The sequence below is a fragment of the Sphingopyxis panaciterrae genome, assembly GCF_011762125.1.
Classification (GTDB): Bacteria; Pseudomonadota; Alphaproteobacteria; order Sphingomonadales; family Sphingomonadaceae; genus Sphingopyxis; species Sphingopyxis panaciterrae.
This window is the reverse complement of sequence record NZ_JAASQN010000001.1, coordinates 1155498-1172245: the sequence shown is the minus strand read 5'-3', so window position 1 is coordinate 1172245 and position 16748 is coordinate 1155498. Positions and strand designations below refer to the sequence as shown.

Annotated in this window: 15 protein-coding genes; 2 read left to right on the top strand and 13 right to left on the bottom strand. The window is 58.3% G+C overall.

Annotation, left to right across the window (positions count from 1 at the left end):
* Positions 1-259: 259 nt before the first annotated feature.
* Positions 260-2203 carry a polysaccharide biosynthesis protein gene (locus FHR22_RS05375; RefSeq protein ID WP_166939694.1) on the top strand — a complete coding sequence of 648 codons (1944 nt, stop codon included), beginning with the start codon at positions 260-262 and terminating at the stop codon, positions 2201-2203.
* A gap of 98 nt (positions 2204-2301) precedes the next feature.
* A complete protein-coding gene (locus tag FHR22_RS05370; protein ID WP_166939692.1) occupies positions 2302-3516 on the top strand; it encodes a sugar transferase in 1215 nt (404 codons plus the stop codon).
* A gap of 80 nt (positions 3517-3596) precedes the next feature.
* On the opposite strand, the gene FHR22_RS05365 is transcribed toward FHR22_RS05370, so the two are convergent.
* From FHR22_RS05365 to FHR22_RS05305, 13 genes are all read right to left on the bottom strand, one after another.
* The gene (locus FHR22_RS05365; protein ID WP_166939689.1) at positions 3597-5081 is read right to left on the bottom strand and encodes an FAD-binding oxidoreductase; all 1485 of its coding nucleotides are present in this window, start codon (positions 5079-5081) and stop codon (positions 3597-3599) included.
* Positions 5082-5135: 54 nt separating this feature from the next.
* Positions 5136-6011, bottom strand: coding sequence for a glucose-1-phosphate thymidylyltransferase RfbA (gene rfbA, locus FHR22_RS05360; protein ID WP_166939677.1), 876 nt, complete (start codon positions 6009-6011; stop codon positions 5136-5138).
* Positions 6008-6964, bottom strand: a complete 957-nt coding sequence (rfbD, locus tag FHR22_RS05355; protein ID WP_341786556.1) for a dTDP-4-dehydrorhamnose reductase — start codon at positions 6962-6964, stop codon at positions 6008-6010. The genes rfbA and rfbD overlap by 4 nt, the downstream gene beginning before the upstream one ends.
* Positions 6907-7962 (bottom strand): dTDP-glucose 4,6-dehydratase, encoded by a 1056-nt coding sequence (gene rfbB, locus FHR22_RS05350; protein ID WP_166939676.1) that lies wholly within the window; start codon positions 7960-7962, stop codon positions 6907-6909. The genes rfbD and rfbB overlap by 58 nt, the downstream gene beginning before the upstream one ends.
* A 10-nt stretch (positions 7963-7972) precedes the next feature.
* Positions 7973-8551 (bottom strand): dTDP-4-dehydrorhamnose 3,5-epimerase, encoded by a 579-nt coding sequence (gene rfbC / locus FHR22_RS05345; RefSeq protein WP_166939675.1) that lies wholly within the window; start codon positions 8549-8551, stop codon positions 7973-7975.
* A 159-nt stretch (positions 8552-8710) separates the two neighbouring features.
* Positions 8711-9937 (bottom strand): hypothetical protein, encoded by a 1227-nt coding sequence (locus tag FHR22_RS05340; protein WP_208417493.1) that lies wholly within the window; start codon positions 9935-9937, stop codon positions 8711-8713.
* Between the two features lie 21 nt (positions 9938-9958).
* Positions 9959-10528, bottom strand: a complete 570-nt coding sequence (locus FHR22_RS22515; RefSeq protein WP_208417492.1) for an acyltransferase — start codon at positions 10526-10528, stop codon at positions 9959-9961.
* 15 nt (positions 10529-10543) lie between these two features.
* On the bottom strand, positions 10544-11932 hold the full coding sequence (locus FHR22_RS05330) for a glycosyltransferase (protein WP_208417491.1): 1389 nt from the start codon (positions 11930-11932) through the stop codon (positions 10544-10546).
* Entirely contained in the window at positions 11827-12735 is a 909-nt protein-coding gene (locus FHR22_RS05325; RefSeq protein WP_166939672.1) for a glycosyltransferase, read from the bottom strand. The genes FHR22_RS05330 and FHR22_RS05325 overlap by 106 nt, the downstream gene beginning before the upstream one ends.
* Positions 12728-13810, bottom strand: a complete 1083-nt coding sequence (locus FHR22_RS05320; RefSeq protein ID WP_166939671.1) for a hypothetical protein — start codon at positions 13808-13810, stop codon at positions 12728-12730. Before FHR22_RS05320 ends, FHR22_RS05325 begins: the two co-directional genes overlap by 8 nt.
* Positions 13807-14922: a DegT/DnrJ/EryC1/StrS family aminotransferase gene (locus tag FHR22_RS05315; protein ID WP_279588395.1), complete on the bottom strand. Its 1116-nt coding sequence runs from the start codon at positions 14920-14922 to the stop codon at positions 13807-13809. Before FHR22_RS05315 ends, FHR22_RS05320 begins: the two co-directional genes overlap by 4 nt.
* A complete protein-coding gene (locus FHR22_RS05310; protein WP_166939670.1) occupies positions 14892-15797 on the bottom strand; it encodes a UDP-3-O-(3-hydroxymyristoyl)glucosamine N-acyltransferase in 906 nt (301 codons plus the stop codon). Before FHR22_RS05310 ends, FHR22_RS05315 begins: the two co-directional genes overlap by 31 nt.
* Before the next feature lie 11 nt (positions 15798-15808).
* Positions 15809-16744, bottom strand: coding sequence for a Gfo/Idh/MocA family oxidoreductase (locus FHR22_RS05305; protein WP_166939669.1), 936 nt, complete (start codon positions 16742-16744; stop codon positions 15809-15811).
* Positions 16745-16748: the final 4 nt, after the last annotated feature.

Sequence of the window (16748 nt, the reverse complement as noted above, 5' to 3'; positions counted from 1 at the left end):
TTTATTTGAATTTATGGTCGGCGGCTTGGATCGTTTTGCGTCGCAGCGAGTTTAGGCGCCGCGGAGGGTGTTTCGCCATGCAGCGGAAGTTAATTGTTAGTTATTGAACTATTTTGCGACCCTGTTTATGAAGCCGCCGTTGTTCGTCGTGAACTTACGTCGATTGAACGCAGGGTCGCCGCAGGGAAATATCCCTGCAATCTGCTATACTTTAACCCGCGCCTTGTGGCGGGGGCCATAGAAAGCGGTTGGCGATAGAATGATTCGAACTGATGATCGGTGGCGCGACCTGCGCGCGAAAATACTGGCATTCGTGGTCGACCGGTCGCGTGTCCAGCGTCAGATAGCGGCCGTCGCGATCGACGGATTTCTGTGCGTCGTGGCGGTGTGGATCGCCTTTTCACTGCGGCTCGGCGTATGGGAACTTGCTTCGCCGCCGATCCTGTCCTTCGCGGCCGTGGCGTTGCTGGTCTGGTATCCGATCGCATGGAAAACGGGTGTCTACCGTTCGCTGATCCGCTTTTCCGGCGCGCGCACGATCGGCGATCTGGCCATCGCCTGCGCGCTGCTGTCATTGCCCCTGTTCGTCGTCTGCTTCATATTCCGCCTGCCCGATGTTCCCCGGACGCTGAGCATCCTGCATCCGATCATCTTTCTCCTGCTGCTCGGGGCAAGCCGTATCGCGATACGTTTCGTCCTGCTCGACCTTTTCAAGGTGGTGTCGGTCAATGCGCGCCGCGTCGTCGTTTACGGCGCCGGCCGCGCGGGCCAGCAGCTCGCCCTGTCCCTTCGGCATGAATCGCAGGTTCATCTCGTCGGTTTCATCGACGATGATCTGCGCCTCGACGGCCAACGCCTCGACGGCGTTCCGGTCTTCGGTGCCAACCGCCTGCAGACCCTGCTCGAAGGAACCGAGATCGACGAAGTGCTGCTCGCCATTCCCAGCGCATCGCGCGCGCGGCGCCGCGAGATCATCGAGACGCTGCAAGGCGAAGAAGTCTATGTCCGGTCGCTACCGAACCTGACCGGCATCATCGAGGGATCCGTGACGGTCAACGATCTGCGCGAAATCCAGATCGAAGAGCTCCTCGGACGCGAAACCGTGGCGGCCAACCAGCTGCTGATGAGCCGCACGACCGCCGGAAAGATCGTCCTCGTATCGGGCGCCGGCGGCTCGATCGGCAGCGAACTGTGCCGCCAGATCGTGCGGTGCCGCCCTGCCCGCCTCGTGCTGCTGGAGCAGTCCGAATATGCGCTCTATGCCATCGAGCAGGAGTTGATCGAATTGATGCGTGAATTGCGCATCGACGTGCCGCTGGTGCTGGAGCTTGCCAGCGCGTCCGAACGCTCGTCGATGAACCGCATCTACAGCTATCATCGCCCCGAAACCGTCTTTCACGCCGCCGCATACAAACATGTCCCGTTGGTGGAAGCGAACCCGATCTCGGGACTGCGCAACAACATTATGGGGACACTGCACAGCGTCGCCGCGGCTGAAGCGGTGGGCGTCGCCAATTTCATCCTGATCAGCACCGACAAGGCGGTGCGGCCGACCAATATCATGGGGGCATCGAAACGCGTGTGCGAGCTGATCCTGCAGGCGCGCGCCGAGCGGCCCGAGGTGAAGACGGTTTTCAGCATGGTGCGTTTCGGCAATGTGCTGGGATCGAGCGGATCGGTCGTGCCGCGCTTCAAGGCACAGATTGCGGCGGGCGGGCCCGTCACCCTCACCCATCGTGACATCACCCGCTATTTCATGACCATTCCCGAAGCGGCGCAACTGGTCATCCAGGCGAGCGCGATGGCCAAGGGCGGCGAAGTGTTCGTGCTCGATATGGGGCAGCCGGTGCGTATCTTCGATCTGGCGACCAGCATGATTCACCTCTCCGGCCTCAGCGTGCGCTCCGCGGAAAATCCCGATGGTGATATTCAGATCGTCGAGACCGGACTACGCCCCGGCGAGAAGCTTTACGAAGAATTGCTGATCGGCGACAATCCCGAGAAAACAAACCACCCCCGCATCATGCGCGCCCGCGAAGGCTTGTGGCCATGGGAAGACCTTGAGCGCGAGTTGCAATCGCTCGACACGACGATCCGCGTGAGCGGCGACAGCGTCGAAGCGGTGCAGACGATCAGTGGCCTCGTACCCGAGTTCGCGCCCGATGCCGGATGGGTCGAACGCCTCGCGGCGAACAAGCGCTAACGAAGGGCGCACACCGGAAAACGTTGACAACATCGCTACGCGATGATTTTCCGCCCGCGACCTGACCTGTCGGCCCGACGTTCTGCCTGAAAGCTCCCATGACCATCGAGACATCCAATCGCTACGATTTCATTGTGACGGGCGCGTCGGGCGATGTCGGTCGCCATCTCGTACCGGCCCTTGCCCGGCGAGGCGGCCGGATACTTGCCGTGGATCCCAATCCAGACTCGCTGCGCACGCTTTATGAAGGCGTGACCAGCGTCGCTATCGCGGATTATGAAGCTCTTGCCGACGAAATCGACTGCGATACACTGATCCATCTCGCCGCGGGTCACGATGACCAGGCCCGCTCGCCGGACGATTTCGCGGCGTGGATTGGCGAACAATTTAATCGCATGAACGGACGCCGGTTCATCAACATCGCATCGATCCGATCACTCGATGATGATGATAATTCGCCGCAGGCGGTGAGTGAGGCCGTGGCTCAACGGCGGATCGCCGAATTTGTCGGAGACAGGCTTGACCAGGTCCATATCGGCCATTTGCATAGCAAGGGATATTATGGCGAAAAGCTGGGTTTCCTGAATGGCACGGGCGCGATCGGCGCGATGGCATTCGCCCTATTCAAGGCCCTGAAACCGACCACGTCCGTGCCAAGCCTCGCCGATTATGCAGCCGGCGCCGCGAACATGCTGCCGGTGCCGGGAATTCTCACCGACGATCTTTTGCGCTCGCGCATCTATCGCACGGTCACGCGCATGCTCGACATAGCGGTCGCGGTCGGCATCCTGTTGGTGCTGATGCCGTTGCTCGCCATCCTCTGGGTAGCAATCCGGGCAGATAGTCCTGGCCCGGCTATCTTCAAGCAGTCGCGGATCGGCAAGGCACAAGCGGCCTTCACCCTCTATAAATTTCGTACCATGAAGCGCGATACCGCCAATGTCGGGACGCACGAAGTGGGCGTCAGCGCGGTGACCAAGATCGGCAAATTTCTCCGCGCGACCAAGCTCGACGAACTGCCGCAAGCGATCAACCTGCTGCGCGGCGAAATGACGCTTGTCGGGCCACGCCCCTGCCTGTTTTCCCAGCGTGAGTTGATCGACGCACGCGAAGCGGTCGGAGTCTTTTCCCTGAAACCAGGCATTACCGGCTATGCGCAAATCCGCGAAATCGACATGAGCCGCCCACAGGAATTGGCCGTGAGCGATTATACCTATATGAAGCTGCAATCGCTCGCCCTGAACCTTCGGATCATCATCCAGACTGGCCTGGGGCGCGGAAGCGGGGATCGGGTCGTCACGACGCCCGCTTAGAGCCTGCCGCTGGCATCCCGGCGTGCGTAGCCTCGTCTTAAGCCAGAAGCCCGGGTCGGCTCCGCACTCACCCTCAAGGCTTAGCTATTGGCCTGATCATTATACGTCCAATCCGGCACGAGTTTTCCAGGATTGAATAATTGGGCGGGATCCATCGCACGCTTGATTGCGGATAACATGGAAAGGCGCGCTGGCGGACCGAGGCGTTCCAGTTCCTCGCGTTTCATTTGTCCGATGCCGTGCTCGGCCGAAATCGAACCGCCACTGGCGACGACAAGATCATGAACATATGCGGTAACCAGCGGGGCTTGTTCGGCATACCATTTCGCAGGATCGGCGCCGACCGGCGCGCGAACGTGGAAATGAACGTTACCGTCTCCCAGATGCCCGAACGCCGACGCTTCCGTTCCCGGAAAGCGGGCCGCCAGTTCCGCCGCGGCTTCGACCATGAATTTCGGCATCAAATTGATCGCAACGGAAATATCGTGCTGGGTTGCGGGGCCTCGCGCTTTCTCGGCCTCCGACAAGGATTCCCGAATGCGCCAGAAATCGTTCGCCTGTGCTTCGCTCGTCGCAATGGCCGCGTCATCGAATAATCCATCGTCGAAGCCGGCGGCGAGCACGCGTTCCATCACGGTCCGGGGAGATTCTGCGATCGGACTGGTAGCGCAGGCTTCGATCAGAACATTCCACGGGTGAAGGCGCGACAAAGGATTTCTGGTGCCGGGAATATGTTTCAAGACCAGGCTGAGGCTATCCTCCGGGACGATCTCGAAGCTTTCGACCTGCGTTGTTTCGGCTTCGAACACGCGAAGAAGGCGCAACGCTTCCTCGGGGCTCGACATCCCGACCCAGGCCACGCAGCGATCGGTAACCGCGGGTACCAGTTCGAGCGTCGCGGCGGTAACGACGCCTAGCGTGCCCTCTCCCCCGATCAGCAATTGATTGAAATCATAACCGCGATTGTCTTTTTTCAGTGCAGACAGGCCGTGGTAAACCTGCCCGTTGGGCAGCACCGCTTCGATGCCGGCCACCAGGCGGCGCATCGTTCCGAACCGCAGGACCTGCGTTCCGCCGGCATTTGTCGAAACCAGCCCGCCGACGGTCGCGCTGCCGCGCGCACCGAGCGAGAGCGGAAAGCGGCGTCCCGCCGCATCCGCTGCCGCGTGCAGATCATCGAGAATTACGCCGGCTTCCGCGACGACCTTATTGTCTTCCAGCGAAAGTTCGCGGATCCGTTTCATGCGGCGCAGCGACAATATCAACGCGCTTCCGTCGGCGGGCGGTGTCGCACCGCCAACCATGGATGTGTTGCCGCCCTGCGGAACCAATGGGACACCGAGTTCGCCGGCACGGATGACAATCGCTTCGACTTCCGCCGTGTTTTCCGGCGCCAGAATAGCCGGAGCCGCTCCCCAATAGCGTCCACGCCAGTCGCGGATCCACGGGGCGATCATATCGGGATCCACGATGGCCGCAGCCTTCCCGAAACGGGCAAGGACTTCTTCCACGAGTTGCGCCTGACCAGGAGTCACTGTCGTCTCGCTAGCATTGTTTCGCTCCATCGGCACCGGCACTGATCACAAGGGCAACCCAGATTGCGCAGCGCCTGATTTCTCTCAATTTTCCGAAAGATTTACCGCCTGCAAAATGGCCCGGCCGTAAGCGGTGTTCTTGAATTTTTCTCCCAGCGCCCGCGCTTGATCAGCCGTAATGAAACCCATCTGGTAGGCAATTTCCTCAAGGCACGCGATCTGAATACCTTGACGATGCTGAAGGGTGCGCACGAATTCCGATGCTTCGAGCAGGCTGTCGTGCGTTCCGGTGTCCAGCCAGGCATATCCCCGCCCCATTTGCTCGACGAACAATTCTCCCGCCTCCATATACAGGCGGTTCAGGTCGGTAATTTCCAGCTCTCCGCGGGGAGACGGGGCCAAATTCGCCGCAAAATCGACAACGCGGTTGTCATAGAAATATAAGCCGGTGACGGCGCAATTGCTTTTCGGTTGCGCCGGTTTTTCTTCGATAGATATGGCCCGGCCATCCTTATCCAGTTCGACGACGCCGTAGCGCTCCGGATCTTCGACGCGATAACTGAACACCGTGGCGCCCTTTTTGCGCGCGGCGGCATTGGCAAGCAGGTCGGAGAGATTGGCGCCGAAGAAAATATTGTCGCCAAGCACCAGCGCGACCTCGTCCTCGCCGATAAAATCGGCGCCGAGGATGAAGGCCTGCGCCAGCCCCTCGGGCCGCGGCTGCTCGACATACTGAATCGATAATCCGATGGATGCGCCGTCCCCGAACAACCGCTGATAATTGCCGAGATATTCGGGCGAAGAGATGATCAGAATATCGCGGATGCCGGCCAGCATCAGAACCGAGAGCGGATAATAGACCATCGGCTTGTCATAGACCGGCAGCAACTGCTTGTTGACGGCCAGGGTGGCGGGATACAGACGCGTACCGGACCCGCCGGCCAAAATAATACCCTTCACTTGGAAGCTCCAATCAGTTCATCAAGAATGCCGCCCAATGCTTCCGGCCATGGTCGTGGCTGAATTCCATAAGCGAGCTTAATCGCGCTTGTGTCCAGCGACGAACGGGCCGGGCGCCGCGCGGGGGTCGGATATTCGCTGGTGGCGATGGCCTCGACGTCGGCTCGCACACCCCCCCGCATTGCCGACTGACGGAAAATTTCGCTCGCGAATTCGGCCCAGCATGTCTCGCCGCCGTTGCTGAAATGAAAGGTTCCAGACGGCGCCTGGGCATCGTTCGCAAGACGAATGGCAATCTTCATGAGCGCCTCGGCCAGATCGGCCGCACCGGTCGGGCTGCCCCACTGGTCGCCGACGACACGAATATGATCGCGGTCCCCCGCAAGGCGTAACATCGTCTTGACGAAATTCTGGCCGTGGGCGCTCACCACCCACGATGTTCGCACGATCGCATGGCGGCCACCGGCCGTCCGGACCGCAAGCTCGCCGCCAAGTTTCGAAGCGCCATAAACGTTGAGCGGGGCGACAGGATCGTCCACGACCCAGGCGCCCTGCTTGTCGCCCGGAAATACATAGTCGGTGGATATATGGACCAGCGGAATATCCGCATCCGCACATCCAGAGGCGAAGGCGGCCGGCGCCAAGGCGTTGATCGCCCATGCCGAAACCACATCATGCTCCGCTTTATCGACCGCCGTATAGGCGGCGGCATTGATCACGGCCGCCCATTTGCGCGAAGCGAGCATCGCGGCGATTGCCTCCGGATTGCCCAGATCGAGTGCATGGCGCCCGACGGCAACGACCTCCCAATCCGATGGCCAGGGGCAGCGCTGCAACTCGGTGCCGACCTGCCCGTCAGCGCCGGCAACCAAAATGGCTCGACGATCCGCCATGATCAGGCCGCCAGTCCCCGGCGGTCGGCAGCTTGGCTTTTTTCCACGATGGGACGCCACCAGTCCTCATTGGCCAGATACCACTCGATCGTCTTGCGAATTCCGGTTTCGAAGGTTTCGGCCGGCGTCCAGCCAAGTTCATCGCGGATGCGGCTGGCGTCAATTGCATAGCGCTTGTCATGACCCGGCCGGTCGGCGACATAAGCGATTTGCTCCGCATAGCCGACGCCGTCGGCCCGCGGTCGCAACTCATCGAGAATGGCGCAAACGATGCCCACGACCTCGATATTCTGCTTTTCGTTGTTTCCGCCGATATTATAGGATCGGCCGGGCTTACCGGTTTCAAAAACCGTCTGCAGGGCGCGAACATGGTCCTCGACGAACAACCAGTCGCGAACCTGGTCCCCCTTTCCGTACACCGGCAGCGGGGCGCCCGCGAGCGCCTTGGCGATCATCAGCGGGATCAGCTTCTCGGGGAAATGATAGGGGCCGTAATTGTTCGAACAATTGGTGATCAACACCGGCAAGCCGAAGGTATGTCCCCAGGCATTGACCAGATGGTCCGACCCCGCTTTCGACGCGGAATAGGGGGAACGCGGGTCATAGGGCGTCTCTTCGGTAAAGAGGCCGTTTTCACCCAGCGAGCCATAGACTTCGTCCGTCGAAATATGATGGAACCGGAACGCGTCCTTTGCGGCGCCGGTCAGACCTTGCCAATAGTCCCTGGCCTCCGCCAGCATCGTGTAGGTGCCCACCAGATTGGTTTGAATGAAGGCGCCCGGCCCGTCGATCGAGCGGTCAACATGGCTTTCGGCAGCCAGATGCGTCACAATTTCAGGACGGAATTCCAGCATCGCGTCGCGCACGGCGGCAGCATCGCAAATATCACCCTGTACGAAACGGTAACGATTGCTCGACGCGACACGTTCCACCGTAGACAATGTCCCCGCATAGGTCAGCTTGTCGTAGTTCAGAACCTCATGATCGCTATGATCGATAAGATGACGGATCATGGCCGAGCCGATGAAGCCGGCACCACCGGTTACCAAGATGCGCATATGCTATCCTTCAGATGAGGGGCGCCAAAGGTTCGCCGTTATAGGCGAAGGGACTGTCGAATTCCGCGAGGCTTGGGTGAAGCTGGTCTTTGGCGCTTAATTCCGGGATTGTGCCGGCCGGCATCGGCCAGTCGATCCCGATCGCCGGGTCGTTCCACAACACGCCGCCATCGTGGCTGGGCGCGTAGGTGTCGGAGCATTTATAGACGACTTCACAATCATCCTCGAGCGTAAGAAATCCATGCCCGAACCCGATCGGGACAAAGAGCTGGAAGCCGTTTTCCGCGCTCAGTTCGGCTCCGACCCAATTTCCGAATGTCGGCGAATCCTTGCGCAAATCGACCGCCACATCGAAAATCCGGCCCCGGATACAGCGCACGAGCTTGTCCTGCCCACGTGGCGGCGTCTGGAAATGCAGGCCGCGCAAGGTGAAACGGGCCGCCGACATGGAGTGATTATCCTGCACGAACCGGCAATCGATTCCCCGCTCGGCAAATACCGGTTCCGAATAGACTTCGGTGAACCAACCGCGCGCATCGCCATGCCGCGTCGGACGGATGAGTTGCACCGGACCGAAAGAATGATTCATGTTATCAAAGCCCTATCCGGCGCCTGCAACTGGCAAATCGTCTCATGAGAGACAATCATGTCGGTTTCGTGCCACGCGCAGGCCGAAACGTCCGCAATCGACGCGCCCGATAGCGCATCGTTCGGCCAAGACCAACCCGAATTGGAAACGGATCGGCCATCATGACGATGAAGCGCCCTCCGATCGGGAGAAGGCGCGAATCCGCCACCATATAAACAGAAGATAACCCGCATATAGGAGTGACGAAAAAATGCTGAACACCACGTCAAACGACAGGGCGGTGATGAAGGTCAGGGCCCCCGCCAGGACGCCGACGCGCAGCACATCATAGATCAGAAACTCTTTTTCTTTTCGCAGCGGCGTCCTGATCGTCGCCACGGTATTCACGCCGACCTGCCCGATCGTTACGATGGCGAGCAGGAAGATCATCTGCGGGTTCGAAATCTGCAAGAACTTGTTTGCCGAAAACAATACGGCAATCGCGACAATCATGATGACGATATACGTCGCCACGCTCCGCCCGATCGCGTTCTTGGTCAGCGCCCATAACGCTCTCGACGGATTGGGATCGTCGCGTTCCAGCCGGAATGCATCGACCAGATAAGTATGGCCATAAGCCTGCCGGATCAGCGTGATCGGCCCCGTCAGCAGACGCATGACGAAGCCGAAATCAGCGACGAAGCCGGGCGATTGCGTCGCGGAGGCCAGCAATATGGCCAAGTTGGCATAGATATTGTTCACCAACGTCGACAGCGTCAGCGACAGGCTGCGTTTCCAGACCGATAGCGTCGGGAAATGAATCCCGGGCCGCCCGTCCGTCCGCGCTATCGCGTAAAACCACCACAAGAGGACGGGCACCGAGACGCCTGCCGCATAAAAAATGAACAGATGATCGTGGCCGAAATCGCTCCAGGCGACGAGCGCCGTTCCGACGAGTGCCGCCGCCTGAACCGCGCGGGTGACCAGCAACGCGCCCAACCGCTCAAGCTGTACGCAGAGGAAAGTCTGTGCCTCGATCAATCCGAAGCCGAGTGCCAGCAAGATTGCCATCGGCGACATCATGACCGCCGGACCCGCTTGCCAGGAGATTGCCCAAAGCGCCGCCCCGACAAGGCCGAGCATCAGAATCGCAAAGACGAGAATCGAGATCAACGATTCACGGTCGACACGATTCCGTTCCTGAAACAACAGCAGTTCGAGCCGGAATGTTGCCACCGATCCGACGATCGATGCCCAGGACAACTGCGTCATGAAAAAGGCGAAGTTCACCTCCGACAGACGCGGCTTCAGAATGAGAAGCGCCAGAAAGCTCGCGCCTTGCAGCGCAAGGCTCCCCAAAACCAGCGACGACGATCTCGACCAGACGCGCGACAGCAGCTTAGACATCAAACCGGACCAACCGCGTCGTCAGGCAAAATATATGGGATTATGATAGGCTTTCGCCTCATCGAGCCGGCGATAATGCTCCATATCGCGCGAACCGATCTGACCTGCTTTCTGTGCAACGAAAATGGCACCATCCGGCACCTCGCCTGCCACCACGGCACCGGCCCCGATGATCGCACCATCGCCGATGCGGGCGCCAGGCAGGATGGTTACATTCGCCCCAACCCACACGTTACGCCCGATGGCGACCGGGCGATATAGATTGGTGTGGTCGAAGGGCAGTTCGTCACCGCCATAGTTGTGATTGCGCGCGTAGATGGTCACGTTTTTGGCGAAGATCGTGTTATCGCCGATCGATACGCCGCCCTCGCACACCCAATAGGCGCCGACATTGATATGGACATTGTCACCGATCTCAAGCTCCGCCACATGAGCGAAGCGTCCATAGCCTGCGAGGAAAACCGATCCGCATCTTGCGGCTTTGGCCTGGATATAGCTTTTCAGCGACCAGCCCCAATAATAGCCCACAAGCTTTTCGATCACCCGGTTGAGAAGGTGAAACGCAACCCCGATCCGATAGACTAACCGCATTGGCTTCTTCGCTTCCTATGTTTCCAGCCGGCGCGCCGGCGCCGAATCCGGCAGACTTTCAAACAGCGACACGAGCCTGCCGGCATTGTCGGTAACCGAAAAATCGCTCCGCGCTGTCCGGGAAATACGCACCCGCTCTCGCGATTGCCGCAACAACGTCGCAACCTGGTCGGCGGTCGGGCCGGTCGCCGGATCGTAAGCGACGCCGGCATCACGGGAAATCGCATAATCGCGCGCGCCCCCGCAAAAATGGTTGACCAGCAACGGCAGCCCTACCGCAAGATACTCGGCCGTTTTCGTAGCAAAAACCGGCTCGGCCAGCTCGCGTTCGAATTCATTTGCCGGCGTGCGGTAGCTGAGCACCGATATATCGGCATTCTGCAATAGCTGGATCGTTTCAGCCGGCGATTCCGCCGATGTAAAGCTGATCGCATCCGCGAGGCCATCCAGGCCTTCGGCTGCCAGACCGGCCCGCAGCTGGGCATGGGCCGATTTGGTGATCACCAGCAAGCGCGCGTTCGGGCAGTGCCGCCGGAAACCGGCGAACGCAGCCCATAAATTGCGCGGGTCGTGCCAGGTTCCTTCGTGAAGATATCCGGCATAGGCAAGAAGCGGCGCCCCGGCATCCAGACGCGACACATCGGCGATGCGCGCCTCGTTCAGATGATCGACTTTGGCGTTGAGATGGATCAGCGCCGTTTTGCGCGCGCCCAGCCGGTCATAATGATCCTGCATCGGCTTTGACACGGCGTTGGAAACATCCGCTGTGGCCAATATCTGCTTTTCCTGTTCCTTCCAGAACCGGTAGGCATCCGACTCTCTGGACCAGCGACCGGAAATACATGCCTCGTCGGGCATCAACGATCGGGCATCGAACACCACTTTGATATCCAGTCCATAATGTTCCCGGACCCGCAGCGCGAAGAGCGCCGCGACATAGGAGCGGCACTGAATGACGTTGGCGCGATGGCGGCGAATTTCCTCTGCCAGAAAGGCATGATGTCCAAAAAAGAACAGCGGCAGTTCATGCGGCTTGGGATAGACGCCCACGGGCGGCACCGGAATCCGGCGCGTCCGGAAATTTTCGGCACCGATCCGGGCGCGAATCGCGGCCAGCTGGTGGCGATAACGCCATTTTTCGCGCACCATGCCCGAATGGATCAACGGATATCCAGCCACCAGCGCCGCATGTTCGACGCGAGGATGGTGTTGCAACGCGGCAACCACATCGACCACCTGCCCGCCATATACGGACGACATGCGCGGAACCTCGCCCCAAGTGAGATACAACAGGCGGATCATGCATTTTTCCCCGGCAAAGCCATCATCGCCAGAATGACCATGACTGCGAGGGATTCCTTGAAATCGCGCCGGAACGACCGCGCGTTGACGAGCAGCTTCCACCAATGGCGCAGGCGGGGCCGCCGGACATAATCGATGATGGGATTGGAGGCATCCGTCAGATCACCGACCATCAGGATATGCGAACGATACCATCCGTCGTTCACCAGGCTGAAGCGGGCCAGCCTGGCTCGAATGCCCTTTGCCGCGCCCACGACATTGCTTTCATGCTGCCGATAATCGAGCCCGGACACGTCATCGATCAGCCAGCGCTTCCCGCCCTCGCGGAAATATGCGTAGAACAGCCAATCGTGCCGATCCGCGATACGGAGTTTCCTGGGATCCGCCGAAGATAATTTTTCTCGCAAATAGGCGGCCTCCCGCACTGGAAAAACAAATGTATTCCCAGGCCCGGCGCTTTCGAACAGATGGTCCCAGCGCTGCTGCGGCTGGCTCTTCCGGATATACTGGCGCCGTCCGTCGGGCCAGAAGGCCGTTATGTCGGACGAATAAGCCGACAGGTTTCGCTGCCCGATGGCAGCAACCGCCCGCGCCAATTTTTCCGGCTCCCAGATGTCATCCTGATCCGCCAGCGCAACATAATCGAACCCGTCCCATTCCGCCTCTTTGACCAAGCGAAAGAAATTCAATCCCGCCGAACCGGAGGGACTGAAGGGAAGCAGCGTCAACCGGTCGCCCGCCGCCTTTTCGGCAATCGCGACCGTGCCATCGTTGGACCCATCATCCGAAAGGAAAATATGGGTCGCAACGCCCCGGCTCGCCACAATCGAGGCAATCTGTTCCCCAATCCAACCGGCGCCATTGTAACTGGCCAAAAGCACCGCCACGCGTGGAATGTCATGCATAAATTATTCTTGCCTGTATCAAATAAATAACATTCATCGCCACGCAATATGCGACATATTTCTTTGTATCACCTTCGGTTTCTACAAGAAAGTGAAGAACAAGAGGGACAATGAAAACATAATATCTGAAAGTTTGAATTGTCGGAACAAATAATATGACGATGAAATACGTAAATATAAAAGACAGGAAATATGCCATCATATCGGCATTTTTTCTCTTTTTAAACGCTCTCACCAATATCGTACCGAGAACCAGTATATAATCTATCCCGATTCCCAATATACTATTGGTCCCGCCAAGATAGACGAACGAAATAAGAAACAGACCTAAACTAAGTATGGGGGAATCATAATAGTTCTCAAGACTGCCGCTGATGTCCCCTACCGTTTGGCCGCTACCGAACAGGACTTCGAGCCCCTCGATATAAGGCCGACCTACCAGCGCGGCGATCGACACCAGAATGAAGACGGGCAAGGCCAGCCTCGGCTTCCACCGCATCGCGATCAGCGCGCCAAGGAATATGAACAATGAGACGAACGAGCGGTCGACAAATATCATTACCCCAGCCAGGGCAACATATGGAATAATGAACGACGACCCGATTACAGAGACAATGATAAACATTGAGACAATGCTAAAGAAAGCCTGCTGATTTACCCCGGTCGTATAAAATATTTGTGCCGGCCATATCAGAGATAGTGCGAATAAATTTCTAAGATACGGCTTTTTCCAAAGCAGAGATAAACATATAGCCGCCAAAATTACAACAAAACCGGCATTTATATATTTTAGAGTATAATAACACCCGCCATCACTCGTCATCCTGAAGAAAAACTGATTGGAAAGATAGGAGCCATCTGAAGTATATACATAGTTTACTATGCAATAATTCGTTGACAATCTTGACATAAGTTCAAGATATATATTGCTATCGATCCCGACTTGAGAAATCTTATATACTTCGTCTGGCCAATTTAAAGCAGGAAAAAAAATCGACCAGGCAAAAATCGCGATGAGAAATATGAAAAACAGGCGCAACGAAGAAATGGGGCGCGTTATCGCAAGATAATTCATGATGAAAAATCTTTGATCACTCCGGCTATCCGCGCGATATCGGATGCCTCCAGATAGGGATGCATGGGCAGACTTAAGACTTCTTGCGCCGCACGATCGCCATTGGGAAGGTGCGCAGAGGGCTGAGCGACGGCCGGTTGCCGATTCAGCGGTAGCGGATAATGGATGGCCGTCGGAATTTCCGCCGCATTCAGCTTGTCCTGAAGCTGGTCGCGGCCGGGCGTGCTAATGGTATATTGCGCCCACGCGCTCCGGCAATCCGGCTCGATCGCCTGCGAACGTACGTTCGCTCCGGCCAATTCGGCTGCATAAGTGTCGGCCACGCGCTGGCGCGCCTCGCATTCGTCATCCAGAATAGCGAGTTTGGGCAGCAGGATGGCGGCCTGGATCGTGTCGAGCCGCGAATTCACCCCGATGCGGACGTGGTGATATCGCTTTTCCTGTCCGTGACGCGCGATCTGGCGAAGGATCTTGGCCAATTCCGCGTCCGACGTAAAAATGGCGCCGCCGTCACCATAGCAACCAAGGGGCTTGGACGGGAAGAAACTCGTACAGCCGATTGTGGACAAATTGCACGATTTCCGTCCGCGGTAGGTCGACCCAAAGCTTTGTGCGCCGTCCTCGATCACCGTTATGCCATGCCGGTCAGCGATGGCATTGATTGCATCCATATCGGCAGGCTGGCCATAGAGCGACACCGGGATGATCGCCTTCGTCGCGGGCGTGATCGCCGCTTCGAGCAGTGCCGGGTCCATGTTGAAAGTCAGCGGATCGATGTCGACGTAAATCAGTTTGGCGCCCAGCAAAGCCGCCACTTCCGCCGTCGCAAAATAGCTGAACGCGGGCGTGATGACATCATCGCCCGGTCCGACGCCAAGCGCCATCAATGCAATTTGGAGCGCATCGGTGCCATTGGCTACCGATATGCAATGGGTGGCACCAGTGTAGGTGGCGAGTTGCTCCTCGAGTTCCTCGACTTCGGGACCCAATATGTAGCGCCCGTGCGCGAGCACCTTGGCAATTGCCGCGTCGATGTCGGCTCGAAGACGCTCCTGCTGCGCCTTCAGGTCGATGAAAGGAATCATTTGAAGCCCCGCATGAAAGAAATCCATTTTCGGTGATCAACGGCGAAATTGCCCGTCATGCGGCTATCCGCCTCGGTGTCGCGAACAACGACCGCGCCAATGGTAATGTGCGTTCGCGCCCCGAGCGTCAGTCCATTGCTGATCGAAGCATTCGGACCGATAAAACAATCATCTTCGATCTCTACCCTGCCCGACACTTCCGCGCAGGCTGCGATACGGACCCGCCGTCCAACCACGCAATCGTGCGCGAGGTGGATCTGGCAGTCGAATTTGCTTTCGTCGCCGATTTCAGTGAAGCCGCCAAAAGTAGCGCGAATGATCGTGCATTTTGCCTGTAGGTCCACGTCATCGCCAATTCGCACGCCTCCCGCCTGGACGAGAATGGAGAGAGGATTTGTCGCAAGATTGACTTCAAAGGCATCGGTCCCGACCACGGTGCCGGGGCCTATTGTCGATCGGGCGCCAATGATCGTCCTGGGCATGATGACGGCGTTCGGATAGATGACGGCATCTTCACCGATTTCGACGTCACGCTCGGCAATATAGGCGCCGGGATAGATCGTGGCGCTGGAATGAATCCGGCTTTCAAAGCTCTGCCATTGAAAATCCGGAATCCGGGCAATGAACTCATGCAACTGCATGGCCGAGGCGACGGGGTCGTCGGCGATTGCCAGCCCCAACCGGTCAGGAACAAGCGACGCATGCTCGCCGGTCGTTATAATGGCGCAAACGCCATCCTCCTCCGCCGCCGCATGGATATGGGCGGGCTTGCCGCACGGCACAATTCGTTTGGCAAGCCGCGTCGGAATTTTGCCGACATATGCGAAATCGGTGTCACGTTGAACGCTCAGCCCGAACTGGTTGGAAAATTCGCTCAGAGCCTTGGTCGAACCCGTAAACATGGGCAGTCCCCCTACGGACGGATAAAGGGATGTTTCTCCCCCGATGCCGATACTGAAGCATTGCGAATATGCGTGACGGTTTCAATCGCTACACGATTTTCCTCGACCCCGAAACCGCGGCCGGCAAGCACTTCCTGATAAATGAGCGTGTGCAAGTCGGTGAAACCGTCGGAAAACTCGAGTTCCTCGCCGTCCGCGAGCACCGCGCGGAAGGTGCGCTTGCCCTTGGCCCGCTCGGCGGCAGGAACGTCATTGACGTCGACCGACAGGAACCAGCGCACGCGCGCGCGCTCATATTCCAGATAGCCGGCTGCCTTTTGCGGTGTGTTGAGGTGGACGATATTCTCCTGCAACGCCCCATAGACGAAATGCAGCATGTCGAAGAAATGCACGCCAATGTTGGTCGCGATCCCCCCCGACTGGCTGTCGGCTCCCTTCCAGCTCTTCAAATACCAGTTACCGCGGGACGTGATATAGGTAAGGTCCACATCAGCCTTCTGATCCAAAGGCATCGCCGCCACGCGTTCGCGCAATGCGATGATGGCCGGATGAAGGCGAAGTTGCAGGATCGTATTGATCTTTCGCCCCGTATCGCGTTCGAGCGACTGCAGTTCGCTGATATCCTCGGGGTTGAGTACAAGCGGCTTCTCGCAAATCGCGTCCGCCCCGGCGCGAAGCGCGAAGCGCATATGCGCGTTGTGAAGGAAGTTTGGCGAGGCGATCGAGACATAATCGATCGGCCGTCCGGCGCGCTTCTCCGCATCGACGAAGGCGTCGAATTGTTCGAACTGCGTGAAAAACTGCGCTTCGGGAAAATGGCTGTCGAGGATGCCGACGGAATCGTTCAGATCCATAGCGGCAACCAGGTCTCCGCCAACGTCCTTGATGGCCTTCATATGGCGCGGTGCGATATAGCCGCCGGCACCCAAGAGAGTAAATTTTTTCACTATA